The following is a 17332-nucleotide window of genomic DNA, read 5'->3' on the forward strand; positions in this document are numbered from 1 at the left end:
GGCGGTTCGGTCAGAAGGCCTCGTCCAGGGCGACGTCGCCCTCGACGCCGATCTGGTAGGCCGAAACGCGGCGTTCGAAGAAGTTGGACAACTCCTGGACGTCCTGGAGCTCCATGAACGCGAACGGGTTCGCGGTGCCATAGCGGACGGGGAGGCCCAGGCGGACCAGGCGCTGGTCGGCGACGTATTCGAGGTAGGCGCGCATGTCGTCCGCGCTCATGCCGGGCAGGCCGTCGCCGCACAGGTCGCGGGCGAAGTCGAGTTCCGCCTGGACGGCCTCTTCCACCATGCGAGTGACCTGGTCGGTCAGGTCGGCGTCGAACAGTTCGGGTTCCTCCGCGCGGACGGTGTCCACCACGGAGAACGCGAACGCCATGTGCATGCTCTCGTCCCGGAAGACCCAGTTCGTTCCGGACGCGAGGCCGTTCAGCAGGCCGCGGGAGCGGAGCCAGTACACGTAGGCGAACGCGCCGTAGAAGAACAGGCCCTCGATGCACGCGGCGAAGCAGATGAGGTTGAGCAGGAACGCCCGGCGGTCGGCGGCGGTACGCAGCTCGTCCAGTGAGCCGAGTGTGTCGATCCAGCGGAAACAGAACTCCGCCTTGGAGCGGATCGACGGGATGTGCTCGATCGCCGCGAAAGCCTTGGCGCGCTCGTCCTGATCGGGCAGATAGGTGTCCAGGAGGGTCAGGTAGAACTGAACGTGGACGGCCTCCTCGTACAGCTGCCGGGACAGGTAGAGCCGGGCCTCCGGAGCGTTCACGTGCTTGTAGAGGTTGAGCACCAGGTTGTTCGCCACGATCGAGTCTCCGGTGGCGAAGAACGCGACCAGGCGGTTGACGAGATGCACCTCGGCGGGCGTGAGGCGGGCGAGGTCCACGAGGTCGGACGCGAGGTCGACCTCCTCGACCGTCCACGTGTTGCGGATCGCGGCGCGGTAGCGCTCGTAGAAGCCGGGGTAGCGCATGGGCCGCAGGGTCAGGTCCATACCGGGGTCGAGCAGCATGCCGCTTCCTTCTGTTCGCGCGCTCACTGGCACGCCTCGCAGGTCTCGGGGTTCTCCAGGGAGCACGCGGCCCCAGCGGTCTGCGTGCCAGTGGTCTGCGTGCCCGCGGTCTGGGCGACGGTCGTCTGCGCGATCCGGGTGGCCGGGCGGGAGCGCAGGTAGTAGGTCGTCTTGAGGCCGCGCCGCCACGCGTAGGCGTACATCGAGGAGAGCTTGCCGATGGTCGGCGTCTCCATGAACAGGTTCAGCGAGTGGGACTGGTCGATGTACGGGGTGCGAGCGGCGGCGAGGTCGATCAGCGCCTTCTGCGGCAGTTCCCAGGCCGTCCGGTAGAGGGTCCGCATCTCGTCGGGAAGGCCGGCGATGCCCTGGACGGAGCCGTTCGCCCTCTTGATCGCCTCGCGGACCGGCGGCGTCCAGAGGCCGAGCGACTTCAGGTCGTCCACCAGGTAGCCGTTGATCTGCAGGAACTCCCCGGACAGCGTCTCGCGCTTGAACAGGTTGGACACCTGCGGCTCAATGCACTCGTAGCAGCCCGCGATCGACGCGATCGTGGCGGTCGGCGCGATCGCGATCAGCAGCGAGTTGCGGAGCCCGACCTCGGCGACGCGCGCCCGCAGCCGCTCCCATTCGGCGGGACGGGTCGGCGCCGCGTCCGGGAAATGGTCGAGGTGGAGCCGGCCGCGGGCCGTGCGCGTCCGGTCGTAGGCGGGCAGCGGTCCGTGCGCGGCGGCCAGGTCGGCGGACGCGTCGTAGGCCGCCAGCGCGATCTCCTCGGAGATGCGCGTCGACAGCTCGCGGGCCTCCGGCGAGTCGAACGGCAGGCGGAGCGTGAAGAAGACGTCGGCCAGGCCCATCACGCCCAGGCCGATCGGCCGCCACTTGCCGTTCGCCGCCTCCGCCTCGGGCGTCGGGTAGAAGCCGCGGTCGATGGTGCGGTCCAGGAACCGGACGGCGGTGCGGACGGTCGCGCGGAGCCGCGCCCAGTCCATGCCGGACGCGCCGACGTGCGCGGCCAGGTTCACCGACCCGAGGTTGCACACGGCCGCCTCACCGTCGCTCGTCACCTCCAGGATCTCCGTGCACAGGTTGGAGAGGTGGACGGTCTCCCCCGGTTCGGCGGTCTGGTTGCAGGCGCGGTTGGCGGCGTCCTTGAACGTCATCCATCCGTTGCCCGTCTCGGCGAGGGTCCGCATCATCCGCCCGTACAGCTTGCGGGCCGGGATCTGCCGGACGTACCGGCCCTCCTTCTCGGCCGTCCGGTACGCCGCGTCGAACGCGTCGCCCCACAGGTCGGCCAGCTCGGGGACCTCCTTCGGGTCGAACAGCGACCATGTCGCGTCGTCCTCGACGCGGCGCATGAACTCGTCCGGGATCCAGTTGGCGAGGTTGAGGTTGTGGGTGCGGCGCGCGTCCTCGCCGGTGTTGTCGCGCAGCTCCAGGAACTCCTCGACGTCGGCGTGCCACGGCTCCAGGTACACGCACGCCGCGCCCTTGCGGCGTCCGCCCTGGTTGACGGCGGCGACGGACGAGTCGAGCGTGCGCAGCCACGGGACGATCCCGTTCGAGTGCCCGTTGGTGCCGCGGATCAGCGAGCCCCGCGACCGGACCTTCGTCCACGAGATCCCGATGCCGCCCGCGTACTTGCTGAGCCGCGCGACCTGCCCGTACCGCTCGTAGATCGACTCCAGCTCGTCGCGCGGCGAGTCGAGCAGGAAGCAGGACGACAGCTGGGGGCGCCGGGCGGCGGAGTTGAACAGCGTCGGCGAGCTCGGCAGGTACGACAGCGTGCTGAGCAGGCCGTACAGCTCGGCGGCATCGTCCACGGTGTCGGCGAGGCCGCACGCCACGCGCAGGAGGAAGTGCTGGGGGCGTTCGAGGACGAGCCGTGTCCGCGGATGCCGCAGCAGGTACCGGTCGTAGAGGGTGCGGAGCCCGAAGTACTCGAAGCGGTCGTCGGCCGGCTCGTCGATGAGGGCGTTGAGCGCCGGCGCGTGGGCGGCGGCGAACGCGGCCGGGGCGTCGGCCAGGAGGCCTTCCCGGTGCGCGGCGGCGACGGATTCGGCGAACGTCCGGACACCGGCGGCGGCCGCCTCGTCCCGGATCCTGGTGCCGAGCAGCCGCGCGGCGACCCGGGAGTAGCCGGGTTCGGCGGGCACCAGCGCGCCGGCCTCGCCGATCGCGAGGTCCCGCAGCGCCGCCGCGTCCATCCCGCCGGAGGCGCGGACGGCGGCCAGCACCCGTCCCGCGTCGGCGCCCGGTACCCCGTCGCAGGCCGCCTCGACCTCGGCGGCGATCTCCGCCTCGGCGGTGATCTCGGCGGGCGGCGCCGGTGCCGGCGGCGCGGCCAGGTCCTGTGTCACGTGCTTCTCCCCTCGCAAGCCGCCTCGCGGAGGCATGCGAACGGGACGCGAGCCGTCCCCACCGGGGCACGCCGCGCTCCGTCCCCGGCCCACCCGCGAAGCCTGGACGTGTCGGTCCGGGACGCGTCCCGGACACCGTGCGGGCAGGTCTTCGGACTCGCGGGCGCCGCCTCTTCCGAGGCGTCCTACTGGCCGTCGCTTCCCGGGCCGCGTGGGCCCAGTGCTTCATGACGGCGGTCGTTCCCGCTCACCGCTGCGGGGCAGTCCCGGACTCGCACCGGGTTCCCTCTCGCGTCGCCCCCGCCGCGAAACGGCGGGGGCGAACCAGCACGGGATTGAACCCTACATCTAGATGACGATCTTTGCGCAACCCCAAGATGTTGGGCGGGTCTGAAAGGTGGCAAGGGGCGGATGCGTGGACGGCGACCCGGGTGGGAGGATGGTCGCGCCATGTCCCCGCATGCCCCGCACTCCGCTCTGCGAACCGCCCGCGCGGTGGTGTTCGCCACCGTGTGCGTCACGCTTGCGATCACGGGGCACGTGCTCGCGTCGGGGACGGTTGCGGCCTGGGCGGCGGTCGCGGGATTCTGCGCCGTGCTGGGCGTGACGTTCATGCTGGTCGGCCACGAACGCTCGCTGGCGACGATCCTCGGCGGCCTCCTCGGCGGCCAGTTCGCTCTGCACGCCCTGTTCACGGCCGCGTCCGAGCCGATCCAGCGGCACTCGGCGGAGATGCACGCGGCGATGGGCGGGGCGGCGCCGGCCGGTCCGGACGTGATGCTGCCGGTCGCGCACGGCACGGGCGGGACGGCGATGACGCTCGCGCACACCGTGGCCGCGCTGGTGGCGGCGTGGTGGCTGCGGCGCGGCGAGCGGGCCGCATGGTCGCTGGCCCGGCGGGTCGCCGCCATGGCGGACCGCCCGATCCGGCTCCTGGTCGCCCTGCCGGCCGTTGAACCCGCGGCGCCTCCGCGCCGTACCCCCGTGGTACCGGCGTCGGCCGCCGTCATGGCCATCGGCCGTGTGCTGCGGCACCAGGTCCTCCGGCGGGGTCCCCCGCCGCGTTCGAGGGCGCTCGCCCGCATCTGAGGCGAGCGCCGTACGTCACCGGACGCCGATTCAGCGGCGTTTCCGGCTTCTTCTCGTACGACTCGAACGGAGTTCCGTCATGTCCTTCGTCCCGCATGCCCGCAGGGTGGGCGCGGTCGCTTCCCTGTCCGCCATATCCGTGCTCGGGCTGGCGACGGCCGCGTCCGCGCACGTCACCGCCAACCCGAAGACCGCCGAGAAGGCGTCGGCGGACTCGGCCTGACCCGCGCCCGGAGCCGGGCATGACCCACCTCGAAAGGAATGCCGAGATGCACACCTTCACGCACCCCGTCATGAACGCCGTGAGGCGGTCCGCGGCGGGCGCCGCGGCCGCGGGGCTGGTACTGGCGATGTCCGCGGCCCCGGCGTCCGCGCACACCGCGCTGACGTCCGCCGACCCGGAGGAGGATTCGACGGTCAAGGCGCCGTCCCAGATCGTCCTGACGTATTCGGAACCGGTGCGGCTGCCGCGGGTGATCGTGACGGACGCGTCCGAGAAGCAGGTCCAGTCCGGGGAGCCGCGCGCGGTCGACAACAAGGTCACGCAGCGGCTCGGCGGCACGCTGCCCAACGGCGAGTACACGGTGGCCTGGCGTGTCGTGTCCGCGGACGGCCATCCTGTGCAGGACGCCTACACGTTCACCGTGGAGGGCTCGCCCGCCAAGGCGCTGGGTGACGCAGCCGGCGACTCGCCCGGTGCCGGCGCCCAGCCCCCGGCCGGGTCCCCCGAGTCCTCCCCGGCGAACGCCACGTCCGCCGAGGATTCGGGCACCTCGTCGGGCTGGCTGTGGATCGGGCTGATCGGGCTCGTCATCGCGGGGGCCGCCGGCGCGGTCGCGTGGCTGCGACGTTCAGCGGCGCCCAAGAGTTGATCATTTCGCTACCGGTCGGGTGATTACAGGATTACTGTGATTACCCGACCGGTTTGCATCCCCTGGGGGCCCGAATGATCGTCGAGTACATCCGCTACCGCATCGACCCGCCGTCCATCGAAGACTTCGAGGCCGCCTACGCGCGGGCGTCCGCCTCCCTCGCCGCCGCGCCCCAGTGCGTGGACTACGAACTCTCCCGGTGCGTCGAGGAGCCGTCCGTCTACATCCTGCGCATCGGCTGGACGTCCGCCGACGACCACATGAAAGGCTTCCGGGGCGGCGAGCACTTCCCCGCGTTCTTCGCCGAGATCAAGCCGTACGTCCAGGCCATCGAGGAGATGCGGCACTACGAGCGGACGTCCGTGCGCGGCGCCGGCTCGTCCGTCCCGACGATGTACGCGTGGGCGGGCGGCGGCGAGGCGCTCGAACGGCTCACCGAGGTGTTCTACACCAACGTGCTGAAGGACGACCTGCTCAGGCCGCTGTTCGAGCACATGGCCCCGGACCACCCGAAGTGGGTCGCGATCTGGCTGGGCGAGGTCTTCCGCGGCCCCGAGCGCTACAGCGCGGAACGCGGCGGCTACCACCACATGATCCGGCACCACCTCCGCAGGGCCATCTCCGAGCCGCAGCGGCGCCGCTGGGTCTCCCTTCTCATGGACGCCGCGGACGAGGTCGGCCTCCCCGACGACCCCGAGTTCCGCGCCGCGTTCACGTCCTACATCGAGTGGGGCACCCGTATCGCCCTCGCCAACTCCCAGCCGGACGCGAAGCCGCCCCTGGAAGCCCCGATGCCGCACTGGGACTGGGGCGTGGCCCCGCCCTACATCCCGTCCCAGCCCTGATCCACAACCCTTACGTGCCGTCCTCCCAGCGTGGGAGGGCGGCACGTTCGCGTTCTCGGGAGGACGTTGACAGGAAACGCTAGTTGACTAATACTTCCTATTCAATCGCAAAAGGGAGTGACTGTCATGGCGGTGTACCTGTCCAGGCTGGGCCGGTTGTGCTTCCGGCGGCGCCGGCTCGTCGTCCTGCTGTGGGCCGGGCTGCTCGTGGTCACCGCGTTGGGCGGGGCGTTCCTGTCCGAACCGGCCCCGGAGACGTTCTCGGTGCCCGGCACCGAGTCCCAGCGTGCGAACGACCTGCTCAAGGAGCGGTTTCCGCAGGTCGCCACCGACGGGGCCCGCGCCCGGGTCGTCTTCGCCGCCCCCGCGGGGACCTCGCTGAACGAGCCCGCGAGCCGGACCGCCGTGGAGCAGGCCGCCGCCCGGATCAAGGACGCGCCGAAGGTCGCCGGCGTCAGCGGACCCGTCGTCTCCCAGGACGGCCGGGTCGCGCTGGCCGAGGTCGGCTACCGCGTCCCCGAGTACGAGCTGACCGATGCGGACCGGAACGCGCTCGGGGAGGCCGCCGCGATCCGCGGCGTCCGCGTGGAGATGAGCGGCGACGCCGTGGCGCCCCCCGGGGAGGGTGCGGGCGAACTGCTCGGCGTCGCGGCCGCCGCGATCGTCCTGCTCGTCACGCTGGGGTCGCTCATCGCCGCCGGGCTGCCGCTGCTCACCGCCGCCACCGGAATCGTCATCGCCCTGTCGCTGATCAGCGTGACGTCCGCGTTCATCGAGCTGAGCTCCGACACCCTGGCTCTCGCGCTCATGCTCGGCCTCGCCGTCGCGATCGACTACGCGCTGCTCATCATCTCCCGCTACCGCCAGGAGGTCCTGGACGGACGGCAGCCCATCGACGCCGCCGGTCAGGCGGCGGGCACCGCCGGGTCCGCCGTCGTGTTCGCCGGGCTGACGGTCATCATCGCGCTGGCCGGGCTCGCGGTCGTGAACATCCCCGTCCTGACCCAGCTCGGCCTGGCGGCCGCGTTCACCGTGGCGGTCGCGGTGCTCGTCGCCCTGACGCTGCTTCCCGCGCTGCTCGGGTTCGCGGGCCACCGTGCCCTCGCCCGCCGCCGTCCCGCCGCGGCGGCCGGGCGCCGCTGGGGACGGCTCGTCACGTCCCGTCCCCTCCCCGTGCTCGCCCTCGCCGCCGGCGGGCTGCTCATCGCCGCGGCACCCGCGCTGGACCTGCGGCTGGGACTCCCCGACGACGGCACCGCCCCGCCCGAGACGACCCAGCGGCAGGCGTACGACCTGCTCGCCGAGAGCTTCGGCCCCGGAATCAACGGCCCCCTCATGCTCGTCGTGCAGGCCCCGCGAGACACCGAGGCCGCCGCCGAACGCGTCGCGCGGGACGTCACGTCCCTGGACGGCGTCGCGGCGGTCGAACCGCCCATGCTCAACCCGGCCGGCGACACGGCCCTGATCGGCGTCGTTCCCACCGGCGGGCCGACCAGCGAGGCCACCGAAGACCTCATCACCACCATCCGGGACCGGTTCGCCGCCCGCGACGGAGCCACGGTCGCGGTCACGGGGCAGACCGCGATCGACATCGACACCTCCGAGAAGCTCGCCGGCGCCCTGGTCCCCTACCTGGCCGTCGTCGTCGGCCTCGCCTTCGTCCTGCTGACGCTCGTGTTCCGCTCGATTCTGGTGCCGCTGAAGGCGACGGCGGGCTTCCTGCTCAGCGTCGCCGCGACGTTCGGCGCGGTCGTCGCCGTGTTCCAGTGGGGCTGGCTGAACGGTCTTCTGGGCGTCCACTCGTCCGGCGTCATCGTCCACCTGCTCCCGGTCATGCTGATCGGCATGGTGTTCGGGCTGGCGATGGACTACCAGGTCTTCCTCGTCACCCGGATGCGCGAAGAACACGTCCGGGGCGCGTCCCCCACCGACGCCGTCGTCGCCGGTCTCGGGCACGGCGCCCGTGTCGTCACCGCCGCCGCCGTCATCATGATCAGCGTGTTCGCGGGGTTCATGCTGTCGGACACGCCCATGGTGCAGTCGTTCGGTTTCGCGCTCGCCGCCGCCGTCCTCTTCGACGCGTTCCTCGTCCGCATGACGATCGTCCCCGCCGTCATGGCGCTGCTCGGCCGCGCCGGCTGGTGGCTGCCCTCCCGCCTGGACGACGTCCTCCCGCACGTGGACGTCGAAGGCGAACGCCTCCACGACCGGACGCCACCGGCGCCAGTAGGCTCCTCGTCCAGGACGGGGTGACGAAAGGCTGGGCGATGGCGTCGAAGCAGGGCCTGCGGGAGCTGAAGAAGGCCAGGACCCGCGCCGCGATCCAAAGGGAAGCCCTGCGGCTGTTCACCGAGCGCGGCTACGACGCGACGACCGTCGAGCAGGTCGCCCACGCGGCGGAGGTCGCGCACACGACCGTCTTCCGCTACTTCCCCACCAAGGAAGACCTGGTCGTCACCGACGAGGCCGACCCGGTGTTCTATGAGGCGCTGCGCACCCAGCCACCGGAGCTGACGCCGATCCAGGCACTCCGCGCCGCCATCCGCGACGTACTCGGCGCCTTCTCCGAGGACATCGCCACGGCGCGCGAGCGGACCGTCCTCATCCTGTCGGTCCCCGCGCTGCGCGGCGCCGCCTTCGGCAACTACCTCGAGACCATGCGCGCCGTGACCGCCATCCTCGCCGAACGCGCGGACCGCGGCCCGGACGACGTCACCGTCCGCACCCTCACCGGCGCGGCCTTCGGCATCATGCTCGACATCATGCTCCGCTGGTCCGAAGACCCGTCCCTAGACCTCCCCCAGTCCCTGGACAAAGCCCTCGCCACCCTCGACCCCGACCACTGAGCCATCAGACGGTGGTCGGTGCCCTCCTCGGAAAGCCGAGGAGGGCACCGACACCTGGCGTCACGGTCTGTTCAGGGCAGCAGTGCCAGCTTGCCCACGGTCGCCCGCGCCTCCAGCTCCGCGAGTACTTTCGGCCCCTCGGCCAGCTCATGCACGGCCGGCCGGCCAGGACCGAGCACCCCCGCTGCGAGGAGCCCGGACAACTGGCCCATGACCTCGCCGAATATCTGCGGTGCGGCCTGGATCAGGGTGCCGATGTTCAGGCCGATGACGTGGATCTGGTGCTTGTAGACCAGTTCCCAGTTGGTGATCGCGGCTTCGCCGCCGGCCACGCCGTAGACGACGACCCGGCCGGTGACCCGCTTGGTCGCGGCCAAGCTGGCGCCCAGGGTGGCGCCGCCGACCGACTCCAGTACCAGGTCGGCGCCCGCGCCGCCGGTCAGCCGCAGGACCTCGGCGGCGATATCGCCGCCGCGGGAGTCGATGACGTGGTCGGCGCCCAGCGCCCGCACCACCTCGTGCTTTCCTGGCGAGGCCGTGCCGATCACCGTTGCGCCGTAGTGTTTGGCCATCTTCACCGCGGCCTGGCCGGTCCCGCCGGCCGCGGCGTGGATCAGCACGGTCTGCCCAGCGGTGACGCCGCCCAGCGGCTTGAGCGCCGCCAGTGCGGTCGGCCAGTTCACGACCAGGCCCAGGGCCTGCTCGTCGGCCCAGCCCGTCGGCACCGGGACCGCGGCGTCCGCGGGCAGCACCATGTACTCGGCGAAGGCGCCGCCTTTGACGCCGACGCCGATGACGTGGGCGCCGGGCTCCAGGTCCGTCACCCCCTCGCCCACGGCGGTGACCTCACCGGCGCCCTCGATTCCCGCCAGATACGGCGGCCGCGGTCCGTCTGCGAACGTGCCAAGGGCCTGTGAGATGTCGACGAAGTTGACGCCGGCGGCGGTGACGCGGATCAGCACCTCACCCGGGCCAGGGCTCGGTACCGGCGCGTCTGTGATCAGGCGTAGATCCTGTGGGCCGTTCAGCGACGTCTGCTGCAAGGCGCACATGGTGGACGGGACGCTCACGACGATCGGCTCCCTCTTTATTTATCGAACGACAAACAAAGCGTGGCATGACACTGCAACGCGGGTCAACGTAAACTTGATCGAACGACAAAGAAGTCCGGAGGGACGCTGGATGGCTGCTCGCGGCAGGCCGCGCACATTCGACCCCGACGTCGCCCTGCGCAAGGCGCTGGCTCTGTTCTGGGAACGGGGCTACGAGGGCACCTCGCTCAACGACCTGGCCCAAGCCATGGGAATCGCCTCGGCCAGCATCTACGCCTGCTTCGGGAGCAAGGAGGATCTGTTCCGCAAGGTCATGGCGCTCTACGGCAGAACCTCAGGCGAGCCGCCCAGGCGCGCGCTGCGCGAACAGCCGACCGCACGCGCCGCGATCCACGCCATGCTGCGCGCTACCGCCGATGAGATAACACGCCCGGACACGCCGCACGGCTGCATGCTCATCCTGGCCGCGCCCACCGGCGCCGTAGAGAACCACGCGATCCGGGAGTTCCTAGCCGACCTTCGGTTCGACATGCTCAGCACCATCAAAGACCGGCTCGCCCGCGGCGTCACCGACGGTGACCTCACCCCGCCGGCCGTCGGCCTCGACGCCATCGCCCGCTACTACACCACCGTCGTGCAAGGCCTATCCGTACAAGCCCGCGACGGCGCGAACCGCGCCGAGCTGGAAGAGGTCATCACCTGCGCGATGGCCGCCTGGGACACGCTCACCTCCGCACCGTCACACCCAGTGAGCTAGATGACCACCGGCAGCCGCAGATTCGACCGGGACGAGACCGTCACCGACCTGTACGGCAGCGACGAACACCCGACGGTGACTTCGATTTCGCCGACGCGGCCGATGCCCAGGCCGACTTCGCGACATATGCCCGCGAGGTTGATCTGGCACGCCAGGCGGCGGCGGGGCCGGTCACGGAACGAGGAATTCCCGGAAGGGGCGGCATCCTTGCGCTCGACCCCATCGCCTGATGGGCCGTCAGGCGGTGGGCGGTGGCTGGGGGACGACCCGAGCGGCGGCGACGATCCGTTCCAAGGCCGCCGCGTGGCGCCGGAACGCCTCGCGCCCCTGCGGGTGAGCCGGACATGGGTGCGCCGCACGGCCCCGTCCCGCCCTTCCTGACGGTGACGTAGCCGGCGTTCGCGAGCGCCGTGATCTGCTTGGAGAGCGCAGAGTCGCCGGTCCCGACGCTGTCGCGGATGAAGGCGAACTCGGCCCAGTCCGCCGGGGCCAGCAGCGCGACGATCGACAGCCGCGCCGGAACATGCAGGAATTCGTCGAAGCCCGCGTCCATCGCTACCGGACGACCTGCTCGTAAGCCCGGCGCACCGGGCGGGTCGACGCGATGCACCCGAGGGCCGTCGCGGCACCCGCCATCGTGTAAGGCGCCGGCGGGCTTTCGACGGACGGACGCGCGGGCGTACCCGACGGCGAGCACCCCGAGGATCAGGCCGTCCCCGAGCAGCACGGCGACAAGGTCCCAGGGATCCGGTAGATCGAACGACGCGAAGCACGATGAACAGCCCGAGCGCGACAAGCAGCACGCTCGGGCGCGAGGTGCCCTGGCGGATGTACTCGTTCCGGGTTCTGTCCTGAAGACGACGGATCTCGTCGAGCGAAGCGCGAGCCTCATCAGGGTTCATGACACCTCCCGAGCTACTTTCCCCAGAGGAAAGTTGAGCCCCAGCCACCATCCGGCCAGGGCTCGCAGGGGGACGTCAGGTCAGGTCGTGCGCACCGGACTTGATGCCGCCGGTGAACGCGTCCCAGGCGGCCGGAGAGAACGCCAGCTTCGGCCCCTCCGGATCCTTGGAGTCACGCACCCCGACCATGGACGGGAGGCTCGCCACTTCGACGCACTCACCGCCCTCATGAGCACTACGGCTACTCTTGCGCCAGTGGACGTTTCGCATGATCACATCTTGTCGTGCACGCCGGACTTGATCTCGCTGGTGAAGTTGCTCCAGGCGGATGGAGAGAACGTGAACTTCGACCCCTCTGGGTCCTTAGAATCACGCACTCCGACCGTGGTGGCCAGGTCTGCCACCTCAACGCAGTCGCCACCCTGATGGTCGCTGTGGCTGCTCTTACGCCACCTGACGTTCTGCCCGTTGTTCATAGGTTCTCCAACACGGTCCTGATCATGGCCCGCGACTCCACTACGGGGAGCGCATGACCTCGGAGCATCTCCCAGCGTAGAGCGAAGCCCGCGACTTTGTCGTGCTGCTGGATCAGCGTTCCAACTCCCGCCGACTCCGAATAGGCGACGTCAGAGCCGTCGAAACTGAGGATTGTGAAGCTCCCACCAAGTCCGGCGTGGTAGCCGACGTCCTGTGGCACGACGTTGACCATGATGTTGGGACGCTCACCAAGTTCAAGCAGGAACTCCAGCTGCCCCTTCGTGACTTCGGGGCCGCCAACCATGCGGCGCAGCACGGTCTCGTCCAGTGTGAAGCACACGAAGGGAGGAGGGTCGCGCAAGAGTAGAGCCTGCCGTTCCATACGTTGCGCCACCAGTTCCTCGACATCGGCGGCTATATCGTCGCTAAGTATAGACCGAGCGTATTGATCGTTTTGGAACAGGCCATTCACGAGGAGGGCCGAGAAGACACGGACCGAGGACGCTTTCTTCTCACGCTCGGCGTACTCAGCAAAACCCGGGGGCAGCGAAGTCTGGAGTTCTACCTCGTTGATGAGTTTCCAGTGGCGGCGGAAGTAGTCTCCCGTCTTGAAGTAGGTGTCGAGGTCCTCGGCGCTCTGCTTGGAGACCTTGCGGCCGCTTTCCATGGTGCTTATCCACTGCGGGGTGCAGCCGAGTGCGTCCGCCAGCTCCTTGCCGGTGAGACCGGCCTCCTCGCGCTTGCGGCGGAGTTCGGTGCCGAAGAAGATGCGCGCTCGATTCTCGCTCATGGGAGCCTTCGGGGGATTAACCAGCGGGCGCTGGTTGAGGTGATCTTGGCTCGGCTTGACCGGCAGTGTGAAACGGTCACTAGCTCCCTTTTACCTAGCCTGTGAGTCTGATCGCAAGTCTTTTCGACGCTGCGACGGACAACGAGGTCTTCGACATGGCAAAGAAGCCGGTATCAACTAATTCCGAGAAAGTGAGGGGAATGCCCCTCATGTCCGATTGGTATGGGGAACCGTCGGACGACGGGTTCGTCGCGCACCGGATCGCCGAGCTGAGCGAATACCAGATGTCGAACGGCTGCCTGGCCGAAGTCCAGGCCAAGGACGAGGGCGAATTGTGGTTGCTGTGCGATGCGCAGACCCGGCTGTCCGAGCGGGTCGCCGTCGCCGAGTCCACGAGGAGGCGGCCGTGAGCGTCCCCGAGCACGAATCCCCGGCGGTGGAGTCCTACGTCCGGCTGCAAGTCCTCGGGATGCACCTCAAGGCGCATGGGTTCACGATCCATCACGTGGCCGGTGGCCTGGTCGTCCGCAACGTGACCTCTACCGCGCGGGGCCTCTGCGGGGGTGGGGGCGTGTCCGGCGACACCGTCGCGTGCCTTCCACACGACGGGGACGGAGGCCGCTATTGGTTCTTCACGTCCTGGCGGCAGCCCATCGCGGAGTGCGAGCGCATCACCGACGCCCTGGTCGTGATCAAGGGCTATCTGGGAGCCCCGGATTGAAGCCCGCCGACGATGGGGCATGGCGGCTGGACCCGGCGTCCTACCTCGCCGCGTTGAGGCGCGAGTTTCCGGGGTTCGGCATCATCGCCGACCCGGAACGTCCGATCTGGATCGCGGTCCGGGGCAACGACGTGTTCATCAGGGCGTCGGACGGCCCGGTTCTCCGACGGCGCCTTCTCGAGTTGTCCGGGCACTGACGCCAGGCCCGCCCCCGCCGGAGCCGAGAGGACACATTCAGGCGAACCGGTTGAAGCCGCGCTACCAGGTCCCGGACAACTGCCTCAGATGGTGGGCGATTCCCGGGGCGTTGGGGTCGGTCCGATTCTCAGCGATGGCGCGTATCAGGGCGTCGAGTTCGTGCTGGGGAGGAGGGCGGAGGGGATCGTCCGAGGTTCCGAGCGGCAGGTGGACCGCGGCCTTGCCGGGCGGGAAGACGATCAGCATGCGGGGCTCCGGCCGGCCGCTCATGGTTATCGCCGAGCGGTGCAACGCGAATCGAACGGTGCGCAGGTCGTACTTCCGGTACCCGCGTACCTGTCGCTGGACCAGCACGGGCCCGTCCAACCAGAACGCCTTCCGATACTCCTGAAGGCCCCGCCACAGCACGGCCGGACCGACGACGACGGGAATCACCAGCAGCACGGCCGCCGTGGCGCCCTGCCCGATCAGCGCCAGGACGATGGAGACGACCGGCGGCACAAGGGGTACGGGTGCCACCAGCGACCAGAAGATGGTCCAGCTCTTCGACGTCGCCCCAACCGACAGCCGCTGCCCGCGCATCACGTCCACCGCCCCTTCTCGCCACCGGTGTATACGACGGAGCGAGGCGCCATCAGGTTCGTCCACGGCCCCCACCGGTGAAGGGCGGCGACGTTGCGCGGTCTGTGCTCGCCACTTGCAGCAATGGTTCGGTCGGGTCGGCCCAGCGGTGTCACGAACCACTCATCTCCTTGGCCGCAGGGACGTGGTCGTCGTGAGAGCCGGGTCACGGCTCGGCGCCAGCGGCTTCTCCTCGGCGACCCCGCATGTGGGGGTGCAGGTCCGCCAGCCGAACGACGCCCTGGCCACGCTCGAACCCGCGTCGCTTGATCAGCGCCGTCCGTTCCGTACGGCTCAGGAGGCGAATGCGCGGAGGGTGATCTCCACCAACGCGTCCGCGTACTCAGGGGTGAGTGGTCCCGATCGGTGGAGCCAGCGCTGGTAGAGCGGGGCGTACAGCACCTCTAGGACCAGGTCGAGGTCGGCGTCCGCGGCCAGTTGGCCCGCCTGCTGGGCACTGCGCAGCCGCTCCTTCTTGGCCTCGTCCACGGGGCCGGCCAGCTTCTCGCGGTACTGGGCCGCGAGAGCGGGGTCGCCGATGATCTCCATGTTGAGCGCCCTGATGGGCGCCTCGAAGGCCGGGTCGGCGAATTCGGCGACGGTCGCCCGCATGACGGTCTTGAGGTCGGCCTCCAGGTCACCGGTGTCGGGGAGCCGCATGCCCTCGTCGGTTTCGCTGAGCTCCAGGAACGAGTCGAAGATCACCGCGCCTTTGGACGGCCACCAGCGGTAGATCGTCTGCTTGCCCACTCCCGCCCGCGCCGCGATGGCCTCGATCGACACCTTGGCGTACCCGAGTTCGGAGACCAGATCGCGTGCGGCGCCGAGGACGGCCCGCCGGGACCGCTCACTGCGCCGGGCCGGGTTCGGCTTTCCAGGGTGCGACACGGTCGGAATCGTAACACCTAGCGAGACGAGACGTTCCGTCTTGACTTCACCAGGGACGTGACGCATACTCCTACGAAGCGAAACGAGACGAACCGTCTCGTCTCACGTGAGGGGGAGATTGCATGACGACTGCGAGAGTTTGGTTCATCACCGGCGCGTCGAGGGGTCTGGGCCGGGCGTTCGCCGAGGCGGCGCTCGCCGCGGGAGACCGTGTCGTGGCCGCCGCGCGTGATCTCGGCCCGCTCGCTGATCTAGCCGATGCCCACCCGGACCAGCTCGTTCGGTTGACGCTGGACGTCACCGATCGGGCGGCCGTCCAAAAGACGGTGGACGAGGCCGCGGCGGCGTTCGGCCGGCTCGACGTCGTGGTCAACAACGCGGGCGCGATGCTGCTCGGCATGGTCGAGGAGGCGGACGAGGAGCAGATCCGCGCGCAGTTCGACGTCAACTTCTTCGGCGCGGTCTGGGTGGCGCAGGCCGTGGTCCCGCACCTGCGGGCACAGGGCTCCGGCCACATCCTGCAGGTCACCTCGATGGGGACCGGTGGCGGGGTCGCGTCCGCCGGGTTCTACGCGGCGAGCAAGTCGGCGCTCGACTCGCTGAGCCAGGCGCTGGCGATGGAGGTGGCGCCGTTCGGGGTCAAGGTGACGATCGTGCAGCCGGGCGGATACGGCACGGACCTGTTCAAGCGCGGCACCACGATGACCGAGCCGCGCACCGAATACGAGCCGCTACGCGTCCAGCTGGCCGAGATGTGGGGCGAGGACGCCGGTCCCGATCCGAGCACCGCCGCTCCGGTGATCATGGAGTTGGCCAATCTGGCGGAGCCGCCGCTGCGCCTCATCGTCGGCAGCGCCTCCTACGACATGGTTCAGCAGATGGACGAGGCCCGCACGGCGCAGTACCGCGCCTGGGAGCATCTCAGCCGCAAGGCGCCGGGCTGACCTGCAGTGCGGTCTCACCAGGCGTTGCGACAGGGACGGGGGCGGGGGCGAACACCCGGACGCGGGCGCTCGTCAACGGTCCCAGGCGACGAGGAACTCCGCCAGCGAGATGCGCCCGTCGGCGTCCCCGTCGCGCTGGTCCGCCGCCTGGAAGATCGAGTCGAGCTCGTCCGAGGTGACGTCCTCTCCGCGCCCCTTCATGGCGGCGGTGAACTCTTCACGGGTGATGTAACCGTCGCCGTCACGGTCGAACTCTTTGAACGTGGCGGTCGGGTCGAGATCGGCCATGACAAGCCTTTCCATGCGCACTTTCAGGACAGGCAACATCGAAGCACGATCTTGTGTCCTGGCGGGCCGAATTCTCCAATAGGCACACTCACGGCGAGGATCGGCAGGTCGTCGCAGCGGCGTCCACCAGGGCGTGCACCTCTTGCTCGGCCGCCGGTTCAGGTCCGATAGCGAGCGTGGCGTCCACGCCGGCGAGCCCGCCACCGGAGTCCACATCCCGTCGCCGGAGCCGATGATTGTTCCGTCGGGGATCGAGCAGAGTGGCGGTGGCTATCCGTGCCGGTCGAATCCGGCGGCGGTGAGCGCCTCGAAGTCGGGGTGCCTGGACTCCAGGTCGTCCTCGTCCTCGTCCTCGTCTTCGCCATTCGGGAAGCCGAACTTCTCGTGGTCGCCGATGAGCAGTGCGTAGACCACATCGGCGACGCCGCAGGTCAGTGGCGGGCCCTGGTCGTTGTGCCGGGGCCAGAAGATCAGCGGCCAGGATTCGGGGTCTTCGCCCTCGGTCAGCCAGCCCAGATAATCTCCGTTCGCGGACTCGGCGACCGGCAGGAAGCCGCCCGGCTCCGGCCACACCGGGAGGCGGAACTCTTCCGGGAAATCGGCGCGCAGCGTGCGGTACCCGTCGCGGGCCCGCGCGGACTTTCTCCGGCATTCCGTATCTTCCCGATCGGCC

General features: G+C 69.8%; 22 protein-coding genes and 1 riboswitch. Of the genes, 11 read left to right on the forward strand and 11 right to left on the reverse strand.

The genetic code is table 11. The features are described from left to right. Window positions 1–10: 10 nt before the first annotated feature. The gene (locus ACGFIS_RS12075; protein ID WP_392970571.1) at window positions 11–1006 is read right to left on the reverse strand and encodes a ribonucleotide-diphosphate reductase subunit beta; all 996 of its coding nucleotides are present in this window, start codon (window positions 1004–1006) and stop codon (window positions 11–13) included. Between the two features lie 23 nt (window positions 1007–1029). Continuing rightward, complete coding sequence (locus ACGFIS_RS12080) at window positions 1030–3369, reverse strand: ribonucleoside-diphosphate reductase subunit alpha (RefSeq protein WP_392970574.1); 2340 nt, start codon at window positions 3367–3369, stop codon at window positions 1030–1032. A gap of 124 nt (window positions 3370–3493) precedes the next feature. Beyond that, window positions 3494–3713: riboswitch (cobalamin riboswitch) on the reverse strand. A 106-nt stretch (window positions 3714–3819) separates the two neighbouring features. On the opposite strand from ACGFIS_RS12080, the gene ACGFIS_RS12085 reads away from it, so the two are divergent. The 6 genes from ACGFIS_RS12085 to ACGFIS_RS12110 all read left to right on the forward strand — a co-directional run bounded on the left by ACGFIS_RS12085 (window position 3820) and on the right by ACGFIS_RS12110 (window position 9021). After that, window positions 3820–4458: a hypothetical protein gene (locus ACGFIS_RS12085; protein ID WP_392909315.1), complete on the forward strand. Its 639-nt coding sequence runs from the start codon at window positions 3820–3822 to the stop codon at window positions 4456–4458. 79 nt (window positions 4459–4537) lie between these two features. Beyond that, window positions 4538–4681 carry a hypothetical protein gene (locus tag ACGFIS_RS12090; RefSeq protein WP_392909317.1) on the forward strand — a complete coding sequence of 48 codons (144 nt, stop codon included), beginning with the start codon at window positions 4538–4540 and terminating at the stop codon, window positions 4679–4681. A gap of 19 nt (window positions 4682–4700) precedes the next feature. Then, entirely contained in the window at window positions 4701–5330 is a 630-nt protein-coding gene (locus ACGFIS_RS12095) for a copper resistance protein CopC (protein WP_392909319.1), read from the forward strand. A 74-nt stretch (window positions 5331–5404) separates the two neighbouring features. Then, window positions 5405–6175, forward strand: coding sequence for a group II truncated hemoglobin (locus tag ACGFIS_RS12100; RefSeq protein ID WP_392909321.1), 771 nt, complete (start codon window positions 5405–5407; stop codon window positions 6173–6175). Window positions 6176–6301: 126 nt separating this feature from the next. Then, on the forward strand, window positions 6302–8428 hold the full coding sequence (locus ACGFIS_RS12105; protein ID WP_392909323.1) for an MMPL family transporter: 2127 nt from the start codon (window positions 6302–6304) through the stop codon (window positions 8426–8428). A gap of 14 nt (window positions 8429–8442) precedes the next feature. Next, window positions 8443–9021, forward strand: coding sequence for a TetR family transcriptional regulator (locus ACGFIS_RS12110; RefSeq protein ID WP_392970577.1), 579 nt, complete (start codon window positions 8443–8445; stop codon window positions 9019–9021). Between the two features lie 71 nt (window positions 9022–9092). On the opposite strand, the gene ACGFIS_RS12115 is transcribed toward ACGFIS_RS12110, so the two are convergent. Beyond that, window positions 9093–10091 carry an NADPH:quinone oxidoreductase family protein gene (locus tag ACGFIS_RS12115; RefSeq protein WP_358456011.1) on the reverse strand — a complete coding sequence of 333 codons (999 nt, stop codon included), beginning with the start codon at window positions 10089–10091 and terminating at the stop codon, window positions 9093–9095. Window positions 10092–10203: 112 nt separating this feature from the next. Between ACGFIS_RS12115 and ACGFIS_RS12120 the strand changes: the two genes are divergently transcribed. After that, entirely contained in the window at window positions 10204–10830 is a 627-nt protein-coding gene (locus tag ACGFIS_RS12120; RefSeq protein WP_358456013.1) for a TetR/AcrR family transcriptional regulator, read from the forward strand. A gap of 40 nt (window positions 10831–10870) precedes the next feature. Here the strand turns inward: ACGFIS_RS12120 and ACGFIS_RS12125 are convergent, their stop codons facing one another. The 4 genes from ACGFIS_RS12125 to ACGFIS_RS12140 form a co-directional block, all read right to left on the reverse strand. Beyond that, a complete protein-coding gene (locus ACGFIS_RS12125) occupies window positions 10871–11383 on the reverse strand; it encodes a transcriptional regulator (RefSeq protein ID WP_392909328.1) in 513 nt (170 codons plus the stop codon). A gap of 424 nt (window positions 11384–11807) precedes the next feature. Then, on the reverse strand, window positions 11808–12002 hold the full coding sequence (locus tag ACGFIS_RS12130; protein ID WP_392909330.1) for a DUF397 domain-containing protein: 195 nt from the start codon (window positions 12000–12002) through the stop codon (window positions 11808–11810). A 2-nt stretch (window positions 12003–12004) separates the two neighbouring features. Next, entirely contained in the window at window positions 12005–12208 is a 204-nt protein-coding gene (locus tag ACGFIS_RS12135) for a DUF397 domain-containing protein (RefSeq protein ID WP_392909332.1), read from the reverse strand. After that, the gene (locus ACGFIS_RS12140; protein ID WP_392909334.1) at window positions 12205–12999 is read right to left on the reverse strand and encodes a helix-turn-helix domain-containing protein; all 795 of its coding nucleotides are present in this window, start codon (window positions 12997–12999) and stop codon (window positions 12205–12207) included. Before ACGFIS_RS12140 ends, ACGFIS_RS12135 begins: the two co-directional genes overlap by 4 nt. Window positions 13000–13208: 209 nt before the next feature. Between ACGFIS_RS12140 and ACGFIS_RS12145 the strand changes: the two genes are divergently transcribed. From ACGFIS_RS12145 to ACGFIS_RS12155, 3 genes are read left to right on the forward strand one after another with little or no spacing between them, the layout of a single operon-like run. Further along, complete coding sequence (locus ACGFIS_RS12145; protein WP_358456028.1) at window positions 13209–13409, forward strand: hypothetical protein; 201 nt, start codon at window positions 13209–13211, stop codon at window positions 13407–13409. Beyond that, a complete protein-coding gene (locus tag ACGFIS_RS12150; RefSeq protein WP_358456030.1) occupies window positions 13406–13720 on the forward strand; it encodes a hypothetical protein in 315 nt (104 codons plus the stop codon). The genes ACGFIS_RS12145 and ACGFIS_RS12150 overlap by 4 nt, the downstream gene beginning before the upstream one ends. Next, entirely contained in the window at window positions 13717–13917 is a 201-nt protein-coding gene (locus ACGFIS_RS12155; RefSeq protein ID WP_392909337.1) for a hypothetical protein, read from the forward strand. The genes ACGFIS_RS12150 and ACGFIS_RS12155 overlap by 4 nt, the downstream gene beginning before the upstream one ends. A 61-nt stretch (window positions 13918–13978) precedes the next feature. On the opposite strand, the gene ACGFIS_RS12160 is transcribed toward ACGFIS_RS12155, so the two are convergent. Beyond that, entirely contained in the window at window positions 13979–14509 is a 531-nt protein-coding gene (locus ACGFIS_RS12160) for a hypothetical protein (protein WP_358456033.1), read from the reverse strand. A 324-nt stretch (window positions 14510–14833) separates the two neighbouring features. Continuing rightward, entirely contained in the window at window positions 14834–15436 is a 603-nt protein-coding gene (locus tag ACGFIS_RS12165; RefSeq protein WP_358456283.1) for a TetR/AcrR family transcriptional regulator, read from the reverse strand. Between the two features lie 113 nt (window positions 15437–15549). Between ACGFIS_RS12165 and ACGFIS_RS12170 the strand changes: the two genes are divergently transcribed. After that, window positions 15550–16371, forward strand: a complete 822-nt coding sequence (locus ACGFIS_RS12170; RefSeq protein ID WP_392909339.1) for an SDR family NAD(P)-dependent oxidoreductase — start codon at window positions 15550–15552, stop codon at window positions 16369–16371. Window positions 16372–16443: 72 nt separating this feature from the next. On the opposite strand, the gene ACGFIS_RS12175 is transcribed toward ACGFIS_RS12170, so the two are convergent. Further along, window positions 16444–16875 carry an EF-hand domain-containing protein gene (locus ACGFIS_RS12175; RefSeq protein ID WP_392909341.1) on the reverse strand — a complete coding sequence of 144 codons (432 nt, stop codon included), beginning with the start codon at window positions 16873–16875 and terminating at the stop codon, window positions 16444–16446. Between the two features lie 54 nt (window positions 16876–16929). Continuing rightward, window positions 16930–17232, reverse strand: a complete 303-nt coding sequence (locus ACGFIS_RS12180; RefSeq protein ID WP_392909343.1) for a hypothetical protein — start codon at window positions 17230–17232, stop codon at window positions 16930–16932. Between the last annotated feature and the right edge of the window lie 100 nt (window positions 17233–17332).

It is taken from the genome of Spirillospora sp. NPDC048824, from assembly GCF_043198455.1.
In the GTDB taxonomy this organism is placed as follows: Bacteria; Actinomycetota; Actinomycetes; order Streptosporangiales; family Streptosporangiaceae; genus Spirillospora.